The 17288-nt window shown below is 68.9% G+C and carries 15 protein-coding genes; 8 read left to right on the forward strand and 7 right to left on the reverse strand.

Annotated elements, in window-relative coordinates:
• The first annotated feature begins 837 nt into the window (after positions 1-837).
• Positions 838-1464 (forward strand): hypothetical protein, encoded by a 627-nt coding sequence (locus ACWEKS_RS29985; protein ID WP_452343189.1) that lies wholly within the window; start codon positions 838-840, stop codon positions 1462-1464.
• Positions 1464-3002 carry a hypothetical protein gene (locus tag ACWEKS_RS29990; protein WP_452343190.1) on the forward strand — a complete coding sequence of 513 codons (1539 nt, stop codon included), beginning with the start codon at positions 1464-1466 and terminating at the stop codon, positions 3000-3002. The genes ACWEKS_RS29985 and ACWEKS_RS29990 overlap by 1 nt, the downstream gene beginning before the upstream one ends.
• Before the next feature lie 215 nt (positions 3003-3217).
• Here the strand turns inward: ACWEKS_RS29990 and ACWEKS_RS29995 are convergent, their stop codons facing one another.
• Positions 3218-4522 (reverse strand): carotenoid oxygenase family protein, encoded by a 1305-nt coding sequence (locus tag ACWEKS_RS29995; RefSeq protein WP_452343191.1) that lies wholly within the window; start codon positions 4520-4522, stop codon positions 3218-3220.
• Positions 4523-4642: 120 nt separating this feature from the next.
• Between ACWEKS_RS29995 and ACWEKS_RS30000 the strand changes: the two genes are divergently transcribed.
• A complete protein-coding gene (locus ACWEKS_RS30000; RefSeq protein WP_452343192.1) occupies positions 4643-5167 on the forward strand; it encodes a PadR family transcriptional regulator in 525 nt (174 codons plus the stop codon).
• Positions 5168-5177: 10 nt separating this feature from the next.
• Here ACWEKS_RS30000 and ACWEKS_RS30005 read toward each other — a convergent pair whose 3' ends face one another.
• Complete coding sequence (locus ACWEKS_RS30005; RefSeq protein WP_452343193.1) at positions 5178-6203, reverse strand: alpha/beta hydrolase; 1026 nt, start codon at positions 6201-6203, stop codon at positions 5178-5180.
• A gap of 212 nt (positions 6204-6415) precedes the next feature.
• On the reverse strand, positions 6416-6823 hold the full coding sequence (locus ACWEKS_RS30010) for a hypothetical protein (protein WP_452343194.1): 408 nt from the start codon (positions 6821-6823) through the stop codon (positions 6416-6418).
• Between the two features lie 268 nt (positions 6824-7091).
• Between ACWEKS_RS30010 and ACWEKS_RS30015 the strand changes: the two genes are divergently transcribed.
• Positions 7092-8510, forward strand: coding sequence for an amidase (locus ACWEKS_RS30015; RefSeq protein ID WP_452343195.1), 1419 nt, complete (start codon positions 7092-7094; stop codon positions 8508-8510).
• Between the two features lie 95 nt (positions 8511-8605).
• Here ACWEKS_RS30015 and ACWEKS_RS30020 read toward each other — a convergent pair whose 3' ends face one another.
• The 3 genes from ACWEKS_RS30020 to ACWEKS_RS30030 all read right to left on the reverse strand — a co-directional run bounded on the left by ACWEKS_RS30020 (position 8606) and on the right by ACWEKS_RS30030 (position 12741).
• Complete coding sequence (locus tag ACWEKS_RS30020; protein ID WP_452343196.1) at positions 8606-9835, reverse strand: cytochrome P450 family protein; 1230 nt, start codon at positions 9833-9835, stop codon at positions 8606-8608.
• Between the two features lie 10 nt (positions 9836-9845).
• Complete coding sequence (locus ACWEKS_RS30025) at positions 9846-11015, reverse strand: cytochrome P450 (protein WP_452343197.1); 1170 nt, start codon at positions 11013-11015, stop codon at positions 9846-9848.
• Between the two features lie 223 nt (positions 11016-11238).
• A complete protein-coding gene (locus tag ACWEKS_RS30030; RefSeq protein WP_452343198.1) occupies positions 11239-12741 on the reverse strand; it encodes a serine/threonine-protein kinase in 1503 nt (500 codons plus the stop codon).
• 250 nt (positions 12742-12991) lie between these two features.
• On the opposite strand from ACWEKS_RS30030, the gene ACWEKS_RS30035 reads away from it, so the two are divergent.
• On the forward strand, positions 12992-13438 hold the full coding sequence (locus tag ACWEKS_RS30035) for a hypothetical protein (RefSeq protein WP_452343199.1): 447 nt from the start codon (positions 12992-12994) through the stop codon (positions 13436-13438).
• Positions 13439-13466: 28 nt separating this feature from the next.
• On the opposite strand, the gene ACWEKS_RS30040 is transcribed toward ACWEKS_RS30035, so the two are convergent.
• Positions 13467-14186 carry a FadR/GntR family transcriptional regulator gene (locus tag ACWEKS_RS30040; protein WP_452343200.1) on the reverse strand — a complete coding sequence of 240 codons (720 nt, stop codon included), beginning with the start codon at positions 14184-14186 and terminating at the stop codon, positions 13467-13469.
• Positions 14187-14327: 141 nt separating this feature from the next.
• Here ACWEKS_RS30040 and ACWEKS_RS30045 point away from each other — a divergent pair, with 141 nt between their 5' ends.
• The 3 genes from ACWEKS_RS30045 to ACWEKS_RS30055 are packed head-to-tail and all read left to right on the forward strand — an operon-like array spanning position 14328 to position 17274.
• The gene (locus ACWEKS_RS30045) at positions 14328-15737 is read left to right on the forward strand and encodes a GntP family permease (RefSeq protein WP_452343201.1); all 1410 of its coding nucleotides are present in this window, start codon (positions 14328-14330) and stop codon (positions 15735-15737) included.
• Positions 15738-15745: 8 nt separating this feature from the next.
• Positions 15746-16282, forward strand: coding sequence for a gluconokinase (locus ACWEKS_RS30050; protein ID WP_452343202.1), 537 nt, complete (start codon positions 15746-15748; stop codon positions 16280-16282).
• A gap of 47 nt (positions 16283-16329) precedes the next feature.
• Positions 16330-17274 carry an extracellular catalytic domain type 1 short-chain-length polyhydroxyalkanoate depolymerase gene (locus ACWEKS_RS30055; protein ID WP_452343203.1) on the forward strand — a complete coding sequence of 315 codons (945 nt, stop codon included), beginning with the start codon at positions 16330-16332 and terminating at the stop codon, positions 17272-17274.
• The last annotated feature ends 14 nt before the right edge of the window (positions 17275-17288 follow it).

Genomic DNA, 17288 nt, shown 5'->3' on the forward strand with positions numbered 1-17288 from the left:
TGGACGGATGGTAAATTCCCATGTAGCGCGCACACCCGAATTCCACTCCGGTCGACAGGATCAACAATGAACGACTTTCCGCAGGGTGCCGGGCCGCGGCAGGGGCGCGATGGCACCTGGCATCCACCGCAGTCCATGCATCCTCGGCGTCGGGGCTCACCACCGAACAACAGTTCCTGCGCGATGCCGCGGCCACCGAGGTCATTTCGCGCGACCCGAATGTGAAGGCGGACGTGAATCTCCAGGCGGGATTCGAGTCGAATGTCGACATTTACTCCCTGGTGACCGCTTCTGTACCGACCTGAACAATGGCGCGAACAAGGCCAACGAAGTCAATGGTCGTTATCAGGAAGCGCTGGACGAATCCACCACCACCGGAATTCACCTCTCGCACGACGATGCGGCCAAATTGGTCGACCTCGCAATAAAGGACGTCTGCCCGACAGCAGGAAAATAGTCCGGACGCACCGGCCGGTTCTTGAACAGTGCGATCTCAGTAGCTGAAGGTGACGGCCGGTCACCGATCCACTGCCCACATCGGGACGGTGCCCTGGAGTTCTGGGCGTCGAACTAGATCGGACACACGCAATAGCGGCACCCCCCGCCTCGTACCGCTTGCACAGCTCGGCTGGCGGCGGGCGGCCGTCGCAGGCGACGCCGACCGCGCTACCGGACCCATGGGGCGAAGGCGGGCGCGGTCCGGCGACGTGTCATCGGGTGTTCGCCCGACGAATCCAGACCGATCCCGGCACCGGCAATTCTGGCTTACATGTTGACATTTCACGTTGATTTGTCACACACTCGCCAGGCTCAACGGTGATGAGGAGGGGTTCGGCGATGACCGATCACGCGCGGGCCGCGCTCGAGCTGTTGCGGGACAGCAGCGAGTTCAAGTGGTACGTGATTCCGCTGCTGCTGGTCGTCATCTACGTCTATGCGACCGAGGTCGAACGGCGGAACTGGAATGTGCTGTTCGCGGGGCTGGCCCTGTGGGGCATGGACTGGTTCAACGAGATCTGGAACTCGCTGGTCTTCCACGCCACCGGGCGCGCGCCGGTGTGGGGCGCGACCGGGCCCACGGCGTATCAGATCCTGATCGGCCTCAATATCGAGATCTGCTTCATGTTCGCCATCATGGGTGTGGCCGCGGCGAAGATGCTGCCGCCCAAGGAGGTTCGCATCCTGGGCCTGCCCAACCGGCCGGTCCTCATCGCGGTGAACTCCGCGGCCGCGGTCGGCGTGGAGGTGCTGCTGAACAAGGCGGGTGTGCTGACCTGGGATTGGTCCTGGTGGCACGCGGGCTTCCCGTACCTCATCTGGCTGTTGGGATACGTGCCGTTCTTCGTCGCCTGCTTCTATGTCCACGACCTGAAGACGGTGCGGGCGAAAGCCATTGCCGTGGGCGCGATTCTGGGGATCGACGCCCTCGCCCTGATCGTCTTCGGCTCCCTCGGGTGGTTGTGATGCCCGAACCCGCAGTGCGGCGCGGCGTGCTCGCCGCGGCCGCCGGGCTCGCGCTCGCGGTGGCGGCGCCCCCGCAGATCGCGTCCGCCGAACCGCCCGCGTGCACGCTGCTCGGCACGGTCGGCACGCCCGAGCCGGCCGCGGACGAGACCACGGCCGGACTCGACGCATTCCCGGCCGCCACCATCCCGCTACCGGATCAGGTCTTCCTGCGAACCACCGCGGAGACGTTCAACCGCCGCTGGTCCTTCGCCGTGCGCGACGGGTCCGTCTACGTGAAACAGGCGGCCGCGCAGGGCGGTTGGCGCACGCTGCCGCTGCCCGGGTGCATGGCGGGCCGGATCGCCGGCGTCTCGGCGGACGACGACGAACTCATGGCCATCGACGTCGACGGCCGCTTCTTCACCATGGACCACATCCTGAGCGCACCCGCGGACTGGAACTGGAGCAGCCGTTACGGCACACCGCTGTGGACCGGCCCCGGCAACACCCTGCCGCCGGGCACGATCGCCTGGACCTGGTCGGTGCTGTCGCCCAACGAGGATCACCTCTGGCGCGACACCGCCGGCAATGACCACAATGTCGGCGGCGCGAAGGTGTCGCACGTCTTCGCGCTCACCGACGACGGCCACCGTATCCACTACGTGGACCCGTGGCTGCCGCTGGACCACAGCTACGAGATGTCCACACCCGACCAGGGCCGCTTCCGCGCGGTGGCGCTGTCCACCAGCGGATCGACCACGCTGGTCGTGGATCGGTTCGGCAATCTCTACACGCGGCTCTACGATTTCGACATCTCCGGCGCGGACAAGGTGTTCTTCCGCTACTCCTACGAGGATCAGCGGGGACGGCCCGCGGCGCCCGACATGCTCGGTGAGCGGATCGACGATCACTACGCGGCGATCCAGCTACCCGCGCCGGACTGGCTGCGGCAGCCCAGGATTCCCGGCCGGATCACCGATCAGGTTTCCGTGCACAAGACCGGAATCGGTTCCGACGCACGCGAATTGCGTGTCGAAGGCGTCGACGGCGGGCGCACCGGCTGTTGGGTGAAGGAACTCACCGCCGACCATTGGGATTTCGTACCCACCGACCTTCCGCTGGCAGGCCGCCTGCTGGACAACACCGGCACCGACCACTCGGCCGATGACACCGTCGCGGCATCGCCGTACACCTACGCGGGCCGGACCGCGTCGGGCGTCGCCGTGCGGATCGAGTCCTTCGATGTCGCGGTCTCCCCCACCCCGGTGCGCCTGGACTTCGCCGACGGCAGCCACCTCGACCTGACCCTGCACACCGTGGACGGACTCCGCCAAACGGTCCAGCCGTCCGGAATCACCGATCAGTCCAGGGCTTTCGACGGCACCGTGGAGATCCCCGCGGACACCCTCGCGACACTCCCGGATCAGCCGGCACCGGTCCGCGAGTTCCTCCAGACCGCCCTCGCGGGACGCCGTTTCACCGATACACCGGTCCGCGTCACCACGAACGAGTTCAGTATCGAAGGGCTCGGACTGACACTGTCGCGCACCCGCTGAATCCCCGTGGTGTGACGGTCGACTCGCCCGCGATGACGCTGCGGGTCACAGGTAGATCCAGAAAGGCATACGGGACTCCGTGATCGATGGCGGTCGCCTCCCTCCAGCCGGGTCGGCTGGGCCGGATCGAGTTCGACGGTGACCACCCGGGGTTGTCCGCCAAGGGGCAGGGCTGGGAAACCGGCAGGGGTCGGTGGCCCGACTACCCCCGCGGCTCAGTGGTCGGGCAGCCAGTTGCCGTGGAAGCCGTACGGGATGCGGCGGGGCAGGTGGATGGTGGCCACCGGTGCGGCCGCCAGGTCGGTGGCGTCGAGGATGACGAGGTCGCTGCGGTCCTCGGCGGAGTCGTAGACGTAGGACATGAGATAGCCTGCGCCGCCGGGGGTTTCGTCGGCGGGGGCGAAGGATGCCTCGGCAGGGAGGCGGCCGGGACCGAAGGTGTGGGCGGTGCTCGAGCCGGTGCGCAGGTCGTAGCGGAGCAGGGCGCCGGCGCCGCCGCGGGAGACCGAGACGTGACCGTGGCGGGCGTTCAGGCCCGCGAGGCGGTCGTCGATGCGCGGGAATTCGGCGATGCGGTCGTCGAGTTGGTCCTCGCGGACCGCCCCGGTGGCGAGGTCGATGGTCCAGCGCCACAGGGTCGCGCCCTCGTCGAAGTCACGGGAGTCGGTGCGCCACATGCTCCGATAACGCATGGCGTGCAGCACGATCCGGCCGTCTTCCTCGTGCGCGTTGAGGGTGTGGAAGACGTAGCAGGGTTCGATGGCGAACCAGCGCACCTCACCGTGTGGGTCGTCGCGGCGCAGTACGCCGAGGCGGGCCTGGTAGTCGTCGCTCCACCGGAATGGCATGCCGGCGCCGGTCATGGCGGTCGGCAGGTCGAAAACCACCGGCAGATCCATGAATACGACGTGGTTCGCGGTGAGCGCGAAGTCGTGGTGCATGGTCGCGGCCGGGACGTCGATCTGGCGGCTGAGCTCGAGCGTGCCGGCCGCGTCGGCGCGGTGATAGGTCAGGTAGGGCTCGAAGAAGTCGTAGCCGAAGAAGTGCAGCTCCCCGGTGACCGGGCAGGTCTTCGGGTGCGCGGTCATGGCGGTGGTGAGCTTGCCGTCGAAATCGTGCGGTCCCAGAGTGTCCAGATCGCAGGTCAATTCGTAGGGAAACGAGGATTCGACGAGCGCGAACGTGCGTCCGGCGTGCCGGATGACGTGCGTGTTCGCCACGCCCGCAGTGAAATCCCGCCGGCCCTGCTCGTCGATGCCCCGGGCGCCATCGGAGAAGGTGCTGGTGCGCACCCACCGATTGCGATAGGACACCGCGCGCCCGCCTTCGATCCGCACGCCGTGCACCATGCCGTCGCCGAGGAACCAGTGTTTGGAGGCCGCCGCGTGCGGGTTGGGCCCGTTGCGCAGGTACCAGCCGGTGAGTTCCTCGGGAATCGTTCCGGTGCAGGGTAGGTCGTAGGTGGTGAGCTCGTCGGCGACGGGCGCGTAGTTGCCGGTGAGGTGGGGAGGTGTGGTCATGTTCGATACCTGCCTGCCGGAGGAGCCAGGCTCCTCGACGTCGCGACATTCCAATTCTGACATGTCCAAGACTGAGCCTCCATGCTCGACATGTCAATACTGGAATGTAAAGTAGGGGGCATGAGTCTCCGGTACGCCCTGCTCGGGCTGCTGTCCGATGGTCCCGCCAGCGGCTACGACCTGCTGCGGACCTTCAAGCACTCGCTGGCCAATGTCTGGCCCGCGACACAGAGCCAGATCTACACCGAGCTCACCAAACTCGCCGACACCGGATTCATCGCCGTCAGCGACGAAGGCCCGCGCGGCCGCAAGGAATACACCATCACCGACGCCGGGCTCGACGACCTGCGCACCTGGCTCACCACCACCCACCCGAAACAGGTGACGCGCAATGACACGCTATTGCGCGTGTTCTTCCTCGGCATCCTGCCGCCCGAGCAGGCCCGCGCCTACCTGGCCGGCATCGCGGAACGCGCCGAACGCGCCCACGCCGAACTGGGCGAACTCGAGCAGAACATCGACTGGACCGACAGCAACCTGTCACATTACGGCCACCTGGCGCTGGAATACGGCGCCCGGGCCACCGCCATGAACCGGGACTGGGCCCGATGGGCGCTGGAACAGCTACCGCCGGAACAGGATTGACCGGCTCGCGCTACAACCCGAGCCCGCGCGCCAGCACCGGCCAGGAGGCGGGCAGCTCGTCGTCCCAGTAACCCCAGGAGTGGGTGCCGTAGGGGTGCAGTTCCACGGTGGCCGGGATGCCCAGATCGGCGAGCCGATCGGCCATGGCGTGCGTGCACTGGTCGACGGCGGCCTCGAGAATGCCGCCCACCAGGATCTGGTTCGCGAGACTGTCTCCGGCACCGGCGAAGTGGCGGTCCCCCGCCTTGTCGTGCGGCCCGGGCATGCCATTGCCGCTGGACAGGTACAGGTCGAGCCCGCGCAGCGCCTCGGCGTGCAGGTAGGGATCGTTGGCCGCCCACATCGGGTCACCGGACGGGCCGTACATATTGCCGGCGTCGCCGCCGCCGAACCCGACCGTGATCCGGACAAACATCTCGCCCACCGGATCGGCGATCCGCGCGCAGCCGCTGAAGGCCGCCACCGAGCGGTACAGGCCGGGTTTGGCGATCGGCAGCTGCAGGACCGATGTCCCCGACATCGATACTCCGACCAGACCGTTCACGCCATTGGTCCCCAGCGCGGCATCGATGAGCGGGGGCAGCTCCTCGGTGAGGTAGGTCGACCACTTCATGACGCCCAGTCGCGGATCCGGCTGCCGCCAATCGGCGTAGTAGGACGCCGCGCCGCCGATGGGCTGCACGACATTGACGTCCTTGTCGGCCAGGAAGTCGAAGGCATTGGTGCGGCGATCCCAGGAGGCCGCGCCCTTGCCGCCGCTGCCGCCGCTGAGCATGTAGAGCACCGGGCGGGGCGCGGACCGGTCGGCGGGCAACTGCACGTCCACCGGAAAGTCGAGGTTCATGGCGGCGGAGTGCACGGTGAGTTGGAGGTGCCGCTCGTCGATGCGCCGGGTGCCGACAATGGCCGAACTGTCCGGCGCTGTCGGCGCGGTCCCCGGATCGGCGGGCGTCACCACATCCGGTTGGGCGCGCGCCGCCGGATCGAAGGGTGTCGCGGACAGCGAGACGAGCCCCGCCGCAGCCATTACTGCCATGCTGCACATGATCGAGCGGTAATGCACGTTCTGGGTCCTGGTTCTCGCGTGCCGCCGGCACGCATGACCTGGCGACTGTTCTGCTCCGTCGGCGACGGCCGTCCGCGGCCCGACGGGATGCTCATCGGGCGCGCGGCGGCAGTCTGGCAGCCGCAGTCTAACGGCAGGTTTCAGAATGTTGTCGGGCAGAAAACAGCTTGCGCACCGAAGGCTCAGCCAAGAGTGAGCAACCTCGCAGTCCCGGAGACGACGGTCTGGCTCTGATCGACCAGCGCGACCCGGACCTGCACGGGGGCGCCCGCTACCAGAGGCGTCTCCCCCGCCACCGGGGTGAGCGCGATGCTCGCGGCATGCTCGGCGCCGTCACAGGTGAACGAGTTCTGCTCGCCGGTGGCGGCCGGCCGATCCGCGTTCGGATCACCGACCATGGCCAGGATGCCGGCGACGCCCGCGGACGCCTCGCACGTGTAGTCGATGCCGATCGACGAGGCTCCCGCCGACTCGACCGTGATGGAGTTGGCGGCCAGCGCGGGTGCCGCGGTAAGCAGCGCTCCCGAGCCCAGGGCCGCGACGACAGCGGCGGTGACGGTGGAGCGGCGATGGTTCCGAATGATGACCATGGGATTTCGTTCCTCCTGTGTGACGGATCTGGATCGCTGAACACACCTGGAAAGACGCACAGCCAGTATCGCGCCGAAGCTTCGTCGTCCAACCCCCGGCCCCCGGGAAGCGAGAGAACCGCACCACGCGGCGAGTCCCGCATCCACCCCGCAACCACGCGGCAGCCATCGAACCGGGTGTGCAGGTGCGCGACAGGGGTCGAGGATTCGGGCCGCGGGGGTCACTATGGGAGCCGAGGCAATCGCATCCGGATCATGAGGAGCGCCGGTGGATTCCGACATCTGTTACGCGTCCGCGCGGGAGCTGGCCGGCTGGCTGCGCGCCCGCCAGGTCTCGGCCGTCGAGGTGGTACGCGCCCACCTGGATCGGATCGAGCGGATCAATCCCAAGGTCAATGCCATCGTCACCCTGGTCGGCGAGCAGGCGCTCGACGCCGCCCGCGCCGCCGACCAGCGCGTGGCCGCCGGGGCCGAACCCGGTCCCCTGCACGGAATTCCAATGGCGCACAAGGACACCCACGACACCGCGGGCATCCGCACCACCTACGGCAGCCCGCTGCTGGCGCAGCAGATCCCCGAGCGCGACGAGCTGCTGATCGAGCGGCTGCACGCGGCCGGGGTCATCACCGTGGGCAAGACCAATGTGCCGGAATTCGGGGCCGGCTCGCACACCGTGAATCCGATCTTCGGCGCCACCCGCAATCCCTACGATCTCGGCAAGTCGGCGGGCGGCAGCAGCGGCGGCGCCGCGGCCGCGCTGGCGTGCGGTCTGCAGCCGCTGGCCGACGGCAGCGATATGGGCGGGTCGCTGCGCAATCCGGCATCGTTCTGCAATGTGGTGGGCTTCCGACCGTCGCCGGGCCGGGTGCCGACCTGGCCGGATCCCCACGCGTGGGGAACGCTGACGGTGCCGGGGCCGATGGCGCGCACGGTGGCCGATGCGGCGCTGCTGCTGTCGGTGCTGGCGGGCCCGGATCCGCGCAGTCCCATCGCGATCGCCGAACCGGGCTCGATCTTCACCGGATCCCTCGACCGGGATCTGCGCGGGCTGCGGGTCGCGTGGTCGCCGGATCTGGGCGGCGCGGTGCCGGTCGATCGGGCGGTGCGGGACGTGCTCGAACCCGCGGTCCGGGTGTTCTCCGAACTCGGTGCGGTCGTGACCGCGGACTGCCCGGATCTGTCGGGCGCAGAACAGGTTTTCCGGACGCTGCGCGCATGGCTGTTCGCGCTGGCGCTGGAACCGCTACTGGCACACCGGGATCGGGTCAAGCCGTCGCTGGTGTGGAACATCGAGCAGGGGCTGGCGTTGAGCGGGCGCGACATCGCCGAGGCCGAAGTGCTGCACACGATGCTGTTCCATCGAATGCGGGAGTTCTTCGAACGCTATGACGTGCTGCTGCTACCGGTGAGCCAGGTACCGCCGTTCGATGTGGAGCTCGAGTATCCGGACACGGTGGACGGCGAGCCGATGTACACCTATCTGGATTGGATGAAGTCGGCGTATTTCATCAGTGCCACGGGATGTCCGGCTCTGTCGGTGCCCGCCGGATTCACTACCGCGTGGCTGCCGGTGGGCTTGCAGATCGTCGGACCGCATCGTGCCGACCGCCTGGTTCTGGAGGTCGGGCACGCCTTCGAGCAGGCCACCGGATTCGGCACCGTGCGGCCACCCATCGCCGCAGGCTGATTCACTCTCCAAGCACGGGGCCGAGACACTGTCGAGCTTTCCCGCGGAGCCGCATTCGCAGGCCGGGCGCGAACCCGGCCCGCGAACGGTGGTGACTACTCGCCGCCCAGCCGCACCGGCAAACTCGTGTGCCCGTTGGAGATGAAGCTGCCCAGCGGGGTCAATTCCGTTGCGTCCGTGGCCAGCCGGAGGTTCGGGAAGCGCTCGAACAGCGCGGGCAGCGCGATGGCGGCCTCCAGCCGGGCCAGCGGGGCGCCCAGGCAGTGGTGGGCGCCGTAGCCGAAGGCCACGTGCTGGTCCTTGGTGTCACGGTGGATGTCGAAGCTGTCGGCGGTCGCACCGTGGATCCGCGGGTCGCGGCTGGCGCCGGCATAGGAGGCCAGGATGGCCTCGCCCTTGGGGATGGTGAAGCCGTCGATCTCGATGTCCTCCACCGCGTATCGCAGCGGCAGGTGCGCCACCGGCGACTGGAACCGCAGGGTCTCCTCGATGACGTCGTTCCACGACGCCTGCTCGGCGACGACCGCGGCCAGCTGCTCCGGGTGGGTGAGCAGGGCGACGATGGCCTGGTCGAGCAGGTTCACGGTGGTCTCGTGCCCGGCATTGATGACGAGCATGAGGGTTTCGACGAGTTCCTTGTCGGCCAGCTGCGAACCGTCCTCGTCGTTACGGGCGGCGATCATGGCGCTGGTGATGTCGTCGCCCGGATTGTCACGACGGTAGGCGACGAGTTCGCCCACGCGCTCGTACATTTCGAGGAAGTTGGCCATCGACTCCTCGGCGGACAGGGACCCATCGAAGAAGCCGTCGACACACTTGTGGATCGCGGCGTCGAGGTGCTCGGGCACCCCCATGAGGCCGCTGATCACGCGGATCGGGACCGGGTAGGCGTAGAGCGAGCGTAGGTCGGCGACCGAGCCCGCCGGGAGCGCGGCCAGCTCGTCGAGCAGCTCGGCGACGATGGCCCCGATGCGTTCGCGCATGGCGGTGGTGCGGCGGTGGGTGAAGGCCGGGGACACCAGCTTTCGCAGCCGGCGGTGGTCGGCGCCGTAGGCGGTGAACATGTTCTCCACGGCCACCCAGGGCAGCAGCGGCCAGGCCTCGGTGATCTCGCCGTTGATGAACGCGGACCAGTGCTGGCGCGGATCCTTGGAGACGCGGGCATCGGCCAGCAGGGTCTTGAGCACCGCCTGGTCGGTGACCGACCACGCCGTCACGCCGCCGGGCAGCTCGACCAGCGTGACGGGGCCCTGCTCGCGAATCCGGGCGGATTCGCCCTGGATGTCGGTGCCGGTGACATCCAGCACGATCGGGCTCTGGGACATGGAGCGCTCCTTACACCGCGCGCAGCGCGGGACTGATCGGGAATTCGACCGGCAGTGCCACCATGGCGCGGTGGAACGGGCCGGGCCGCCAGGAGATGTCGTGTTTCGGGACGGCGAGCGACAGGTCCGGCACCGCGTCCAGCAACTGGTCGATGGCGGTCTGCGCGACCAGGTAGGCCACCGATCGGGCGGGGCAGGCGTGCGGGCCCGCGCTCCAGGCCAGGTGCGACCGGTTCCCCGTGCGGTCGCCGCCCGCGATGTCGGGATCGTTGTTGCAGGCCGCGAGGCTGATCAGGACCGGCTGATGGGCGGGCAGCCAGGTGGTGTCGATGAGGATGGGCTGACGCGGGTAGCTGATGGAGAAGTTGGCCATCGGCGGGTCGTTGAAGAGCACCTCGTCGAGCGCGTCGCGGGTGGATAGGCTGCCGCCCAGCATGTCTCCGCCGAAACGTTCGTCGGTGAGCATGAGCAGCAGGGTGTTACTGATCAGGTTCTGCATGGGCTCGAGGCCCGCGCCGTAGAAGCTGACCAGCTGGTACAGCATCTCCTCGTCGTTCAGCGCGGACGGGTGATGGGCCATGCGCGAGGTGACGTCGTCGCCGGGCTCGGCGCGGCGCATGGCGATGAGCTCCATGAGCGCCTCGGCCAGCGTCTGCATGCCCCACGCGGCATTCACGGTGTCGAACAGCGCGGCCATGCCGGTGGCCACCCGCTGGCCGATATCCGCTGGGCAGCCGACCAATTGGTTGAGCACCTCGAACACCAGCGGCAGCGCGTACTGCGACACCAGGTCCGCGCCGCCCTCGGCGGCCAGGCCCGCGATGAGCCGGGCCGCGATCTCCTCGACCGTGGAATGCACGGCGTGCAGATCGATCCCGTCGATACCGGCGGTGTAGGCCTGCCGGTAGCGGGTGTGCTCGGCACCCGCGTTGCGCAGCGCGTTGGGGTACCACTGCATCATCGGCCGGATGGGCGAATCCTCGGGGATACCCTCCTGCCAGACCCGCGGATCGGCCGGAAAGTGCTCGGGATCATTGAGGATTCGCAGCGCTGTCCGATAGCTCACCACCAGCGTCGCGGGCACCCCGGGCGCCAGCTCGATGGGCACCATGGAGCCATACTGGCGGCGCATCTCGCGGTACGCGCGGTGCGGATCGGCCGCGAATTCGGGTGTCCCCAACAGAATCCGGCGCTCTTCCAGGCCAACCGGCGACCCTCCGCGCACCGGGCAGCCCCCAGCCCCCGAGACCCCGCTCCACGATCCTGTCGACTCCAAGTCCGAAACTCCCTACCGACGAACGACTTTCACCGGACCCACCGGGTCGTCCCCGTCGAGTCAACGCTTCGAACCCTAGCAGCCTCGCAGCACACCCACCCCTTTTGTGAAACGGCAACCGCCGGTCCTACTCCTCGACAATCGAGGTGATGAGTGTGCGGCTGCCGACGGTGCGGGTGGTGACGGTCTGGGTGAAGACGTCCTGGAGTTCGCCGGGACGCTGCTGGGCGACCTTCACCGCCCAGTGGTCGTCGTCGGCGGCGGCGATCCGGCTGACCTGCACGCAGTAGCGGGTGCCGACGGGCAGCGAGTCGATGCCGCTCTGGATCTTGGCGGCGTCCGCGACATTCACCGCGTCCTCGGCCACGAATTCCCGTGCGACGCTACCGGAGCGGAGCACGTAGTAGGCGTACTCGAAGGCGAGGACGGCGTCGGGGCCGCTGGCGATGCCGCCCGGATCGGTGCCGGTCACCCCATCGGGGGTGCGGCGGGACTGGCAGCCGTCGGCGGCCGCGCCCGCGCCCGCGGACGTACTGATCGAGGTGGGGACGACGCTCGTGCTGCGGCGGGTGGGTACCGCCGCCGTGGAGCTGGTCGGGGCCCCGGCCGCACTGTGCGGGGTGGAGTCGGCGAGCGTGGTCAGGATTCCGACGGCGGCGGCCGCCGCTCCGGCCAGCAGCGCCACGGCCAGGAACACCAGCAGGGTGCGCGAGCGGGTCCACTGGCGCGACGATGGAATCGCCTTGTGGCTGTGTGTCTCCCGAGGCGGGGGCGCCGGTGTCCGAGGCCGCGCGCGCTCGATCGCCTCGCTCACCGCGACCGACAGCTCGGTGCAGGTGGCGAATCGGGCCCGGGGATTCTTCGCCATCGCCCGGGCCAGCACCGGATCCAGGGCGGCGGGCAGTGCCGGATTCCGTTCCCGCACCGAGGGCACCGGCGCCCGGACGTGCCGGTAGATCAGGCGCGGCAGATCCGTGTCGGCAAACGGCGGTGCACCGGTGAGCATTTCGAACAGCGTGCAGCCGAGGGAGTAGACGTCGGCGCGGCGGTCGACCCGGGCCTCGCCACTGAAACGCTCCGGCGCGGTGTACTGGAAACTGGCGACCACCTCACCGTTCTCGGTGAGGCCGCGCACCTCGTGCCGGGACTCGGCGATGCCGAAGTCGGTGAGCAGCGCCCACTCTCGCGGCTGGGCGGTCAGCAGCACATTGGCGGGCTTGACGTCGCGGTGCAGCACGCCCGCCTCGTGGGCGTAGTCCAGGGCGCGCGCCAGGTCGGCGGTGATGGCGGCGGCGCGGGCGGGCTCCAGGGGCCCGTCCAGCAGTTCGGCGGCCAGATCGGAGCCGTCGACGTAGGCCATGGCCAGCCAGAGCTGTCCCTGTTCCTCGCCGCGGGCGTAGATGGTGACGATGTTCGGATGCGACAGCCGGGCAATGATGTTCGCCTCCCGCAGGAAACGCTGCCGGGTCTCGTCGTCATCGCTGGCCACGCGATTGAGCAGCTTCAATGCGACGAACCTGGGTAGGTCCCGATCGTGGGCCAGATACACCTCACCCATCCCACCGGCACCCAGTAGTCGCTCGACCCGATATCCGGCGAAGACCACGCCGGTTCGGAGCTGCTCAGCCAACCAAATCCTCCCGATCCACGTGCACCGCAGACAATACCGGGCACCCGGGGCCGAGTCCGCCGCCCGCCCCAACCGGTTCCGCGGCCCGGTATCCGGCACGAAACGGGGGTAAACGGGGCGTGCGGATTGGATACGCTGGAGGGGAGCGACTTCCGCGCGCTACGGGGCGAGTCGTCGGGGGTCGTCTCGGGCCGGATGGCGGGAGCCGGGCTGTGCGGTCGTGGAATTCGGCCGGCCGGAAGGACATCCGATGATGAGGACTGTACGGATGCTGGCGGGGGCGATCGCGGCCGCCGGGCTCGCGTTGGGCGTCGGCGGGTTGGGCGCGGCCCCGGCGCGGGCGGATTGGCTGCCGCAGTGGGCGCCGTTCGGCACCACGGTGTTCACCTTCGGGGACGCGAATTTCTGCGCGGGGCAGATCTCGGTGGGTCTGGAGGCCGCGCACGGCATGCCCGGCCATGTGACCGCGCACGTGACGCCGCTGGGGTATCTGGGTGGGCCGTGCGGCAATCACATCGTGCTGGGCTGGCTGGGGTCCGCGGGCGGCGGCTCGCGCGATGTGTATGTCCGCACCGGTGCTGGTCCGGGTGAGACCCAGACGGTCGACCTGTGGGTCGGGATGGGACTGGCCAAGCTGCTCGCCAATAGCTGGCCGCTGCAGGGCCCGTGGGCGGAGTGGTACCTGATCGTGCCCTGAACGAGCGCTGTGTGCCCTGGCCGCAGCGCTATTCGGGCGTCGCCGGCCGTAGGCAGGCGATCGCGGTGGCCGATTCGGACACGATCTCGCGCATGGCGGATTCGGCGCCGGGGCCGTCACCGGACTGGATCGCCGCGGCGACGGCGGCGTGCAGCTGCAGGGCCTGCGGATTGGCCTGTGCCGGCATGAGCTCGTGTTCGGTTCTGCCGGTGAGGACTTCGCGAATGATCGGGGCGAAGACCTGTAGCAGTGGATTGCCGGACGCGGCCAGCAGGGTGGCGTGGAAGGCGATGTCGTGGTCGAGATAGGCGGCGGTGTTGGCGGCGCGGGCCGTGGCCGACATACCCATGACCGCCGCGGTCAGGGTCGCGCACTGCTCCGGCGTCGCGTGCGCGGCGGCCCCGCGGGCGGCCAGTGGTTCGATGCCGGAACGGAGTTCGGCCAGCCAGGCCAGCTGGGCGAAGCGGTGGGGGCCGGCGAGCTGCCAGCGGATCAGCTTGGGGTCCAGCGCATGCCAGTGCGCGGGGTCCAGGACGGTGATGCCCGCGCGCCGCCGGATGCTGACCATGCCGAGGGATTCCAGCACCCGCACGACCTCGCGGGCGACGGTGCGGGAGACGTCGAAGCGGGTGGCGATCTCATCGGAGGAGATGCGCGTGCCGGGCGCGATGCCGCCGGAGGCGATGTCGGCGCCGAGCCGATCCAGCACCGATTCGTGCAGGGGCAAGGACTCGGCGCGGTCGACCATGGCTTCAGTGTCACACATCTGAGGCATATCTATCGGTATCCAGTGGGTAATACGTAGTACTTATTCGCGGCACGGCTTGATATAGTCCTCCATATTGGGCTCTGTGCCCTGGATCACTCCACCTCGACTCGAAGAAGCGTCATGCCCAACCTCGAACCCCTCGCTGCCGCGAACCTGGCCGACGCGGCCACCCGGCACACCGGCAACGCCCAGCTCATCACCGCGGCCGTGCTCGGCGTCGCGCTCATCGTCGGCCTCATCACCTGGCTGAAAATGCATCCGTTCCTGGCGCTGGCCATCGGCGCGGTCGCGGTCGGGCTCGTCGCCCGGCTGGGCGCGGCCGACACCGTGGCTTCCTTCGTGAAGGGCTTCGGCTCGACCATGGGCAGCGTCGGCATCCTGATCGGCTTCGGCGCCATGTTCGGCAAGCTGCTCGCCGATTCCGGCGGCGCGGATCAGGTGGTCGACACCCTGGTGAACCGGGCCGGGCCGCGGGCGCTGCCGTGGGTGATGGGCCTGGTGGGCGCGATCATCGGCCTGCCCATGTTCTTCGAGATCGGCGTGGTGCTGCTGATGCCGGTCATCTTGCTGGTCGCCGGCCGGTCGCGACTTCCCCTGATGGCGGTGGCGATTCCGGCGCTGGCAGGCCTGTCGGCCATGCACGGGCTGGTGCCGCCGCACCCGGGTCCGCTGGTCGCGGTGGCGGCGCTCAGGGCCGATCTCGGACTGACGCTGGGTCTCGGCGTGCTGGTGGCGGTGCCGACGGTGATCATCGCAGGGCCGCTGTTCGGCAAGCTGGCCGCGCGCTGGGTGAATGTGCCGGTGCCGGAACTGTTCTCGACCGGTGAGCCCGCCGGGCGGCCCGCCGAGGAGCAGGGGCCGCGACCGAGCTTCACCGCCACCCTGGCCACCATCCTGCTGCCGGTCGTGCTGATGCTGGGCAGTGCCGTCTTCGACGTGGTCTCGCCGAAGTCCGGGTCCCAGGTGAAGAAGGTCCTGGATGTGCTCGGCACCCCGGTCGTCGCGCTGGGTATCGCGCTGATCGTGGGCATGATCGTGCTCGGCCGTGGCGGCCGCATGACGCGGGACGCCCTGGCGGACACCATGAACAGCGCGCTGCCGCCGGTCGCGGGCATACTGCTGATCGTCGGCGCGGGTGGCGGCTTCAAACAGGTGCTGGTCGACACCGGTATCGCCGGCACCATTGCCGACGCGATTCGGGACAGCAGCCTGCCGGTGCTGCTGCTGGCCTGGTTCGTGGCCGCGCTGATCCGGGTCGCCACCGGGTCGGTCACCGTCGCGACGGTGACGGCGTCGGGCATTCTCGCTCCGGTCGCGGCCGGGCTCAGCACCTCCCACGTGTCGCTCATGGTGCTGGCGATCGGCTCGGGCTCGCTGTTCCTCTCGCACGTCAACGACGCCGGGTTCTGGTTGGTCAAGGAGTATCTGCGCCTGGACGTCGTGCAGACGCTGAAGTCGTGGAGCCTGATGGAATGCGTGATCTCACTGGCCGGGCTGGCGGGCGTGCTCGCCCTGAGCGCGATCGTCTAGGAGCAGCGATGGCAACCCCCGCGCGACCGCAGATCGTGGTGCTCATGGGCGTCTCCGGATCCGGGAAATCCACGGTCGCGGGCATGCTGGTCAGCAGCCTGGGCTGGGATCTCCTGGAGGGCGACGACCTGCACCCGCCCGCCAATATCGCCAAGATGGCCGCGGGCCACGCCCTCACCGACGCCGATCGGGAGCCGTGGCTGGAGGCCATCGCGGCCTGGATGTCCAACGAGTTCACCGCGGGCCGCTCGGCCGTCGTGACCTGCTCGGCCTTGAAGCGCTCCTACCGGGACGTGCTGCGCCGCAGCCTCGCCGGGCACCCCGGCGCGGTGCTGACCTTCCTGCATCTCACGGGATCCCGGGACGAGTTGCAGCGCCGCCTCACCGCGCGCATGGACCATTTCATGCCGCCGGGCCTGCTCGATTCCCAGCTCGGCACCCTGGAGGCGCCGGGTCCCGACGAGCATATTCTCAGCATCGAAATCGGCCCTCCCCCAAACGAAGTCGCCGCGGCGGCACTGGCCGCCATCCGGGCTCACAGCTGACACAAAGCTTCAGCCCAGCTTCAGGCTGCCTCTCTACGATCACTCGCGTGAACGCACCGAGATTCGCCGCAGCGATCCTGCTGTCCACCGCCTTCATGGCCGCCGGGTGCGGGCACCCGCAGGCCCGCGCCGCCGGCGATACCACCGTCACCCTCGAATACGGTGGACTGCAGCGGCAATACATCGTCCACTACCCCGCCAACCGACCCCAGGGCCTGCTGCCCGCCGTGCTCGCCTTCCACGGTGGCGGCGGCAATGCCGAGAACATGGCCGGTTCCTTCGGCTTCGACAAGGCCTCCGACGCCGACGGTTTCCTCGCCGTCTACCCGAACGGCTACGAGAAGTCCTGGAACGACGGCCGCGGCGACGACACCAATGCCAGTGCCGCGAATATCGACGACGTGGGTTTCGTTGCGGCCGTGATCGACCGGATCATCGCGAACGACTCCGTGGACCCCACCCGCGTCTACGCCACCGGCATGTCCAACGGCGGCATGTTCACCGAGGACCTCGGCTGCCGCCTGTCCGGGAAGCTGGCGGCCATCGCCCCGGTGGCGGGCCCGCTCCCCCAGGCCGACGTATCCGCTTGCACCCCAACCCATTCCCTGCCGGTGCTGGAGATCCACGGCACCTCCGACCCGATCGTCCCCTACGGCGGCGGTGTCGTGCGTGTCACTTCCGGCCACCACGGCGCGGGCTCGAGCCCGGTGCTCTCGGTCGACGCCACCCAGCAGCTGTGGCGGGAGAAGAACTCCTGCGACGCGGCCACCACGACCACGCTCCCGCAGCGCGCCGACGACGGCACCACCGTGACCGTCCAGTCCTCCGACTGCGCGAACGGCGCCAAGGTCCAGCTCTATTCGATCGCCGAGGGCGGCCACACCTGGCCGGACGGCCCGCAATACCTGCCGCAGGTGATTGTCGGCAAGGTCACCCACCAGTTCGACGCCACCGCCGTGATCTGGCAATTCTTCGCACAGTTCCACGCCTAGCCGCCCGGCGAATC

Source organism: Nocardia sp. NPDC004711 (assembly GCF_053601595.1).

Excerpts from the sequence above, each read along its gene's own strand:
- ACWEKS_RS29985 (WP_452343189.1), top strand. The coding sequence starts at position 838 with ATGACCGATCACGCGCGGGCCGCGCTCGAGCTGTTGCGGGACAGCAGC.
- ACWEKS_RS29990 (WP_452343190.1), top strand. The coding sequence starts at position 1,464 with ATGCCCGAACCCGCAGTGCGGCGCGGCGTGCTCGCCGCGGCCGCCGGG.
- ACWEKS_RS29995 (WP_452343191.1), bottom strand. The coding sequence starts at position 4,522 with ATGACCACACCTCCCCACCTCACCGGCAACTACGCGCCCGTCGCCGAC.
- ACWEKS_RS30000 (WP_452343192.1), top strand. The coding sequence starts at position 4,643 with ATGAGTCTCCGGTACGCCCTGCTCGGGCTGCTGTCCGATGGTCCCGCC.
- ACWEKS_RS30005 (WP_452343193.1), bottom strand. The coding sequence starts at position 6,203 with ATGGCAGTAATGGCTGCGGCGGGGCTCGTCTCGCTGTCCGCGACACCC.
- ACWEKS_RS30010 (WP_452343194.1), bottom strand. The coding sequence starts at position 6,823 with ATGGTCATCATTCGGAACCATCGCCGCTCCACCGTCACCGCCGCTGTC.
- ACWEKS_RS30020 (WP_452343196.1), bottom strand. The coding sequence starts at position 9,835 with ATGTCCCAGAGCCCGATCGTGCTGGATGTCACCGGCACCGACATCCAG.
- ACWEKS_RS30035 (WP_452343199.1), top strand. The coding sequence starts at position 12,992 with ATGATGAGGACTGTACGGATGCTGGCGGGGGCGATCGCGGCCGCCGGG.
- ACWEKS_RS30040 (WP_452343200.1), bottom strand. The coding sequence starts at position 14,186 with ATGGTCGACCGCGCCGAGTCCTTGCCCCTGCACGAATCGGTGCTGGAT.
- ACWEKS_RS30045 (WP_452343201.1), top strand. The coding sequence starts at position 14,328 with ATGCCCAACCTCGAACCCCTCGCTGCCGCGAACCTGGCCGACGCGGCC.
- ACWEKS_RS30050 (WP_452343202.1), top strand. The coding sequence starts at position 15,746 with ATGGCAACCCCCGCGCGACCGCAGATCGTGGTGCTCATGGGCGTCTCC.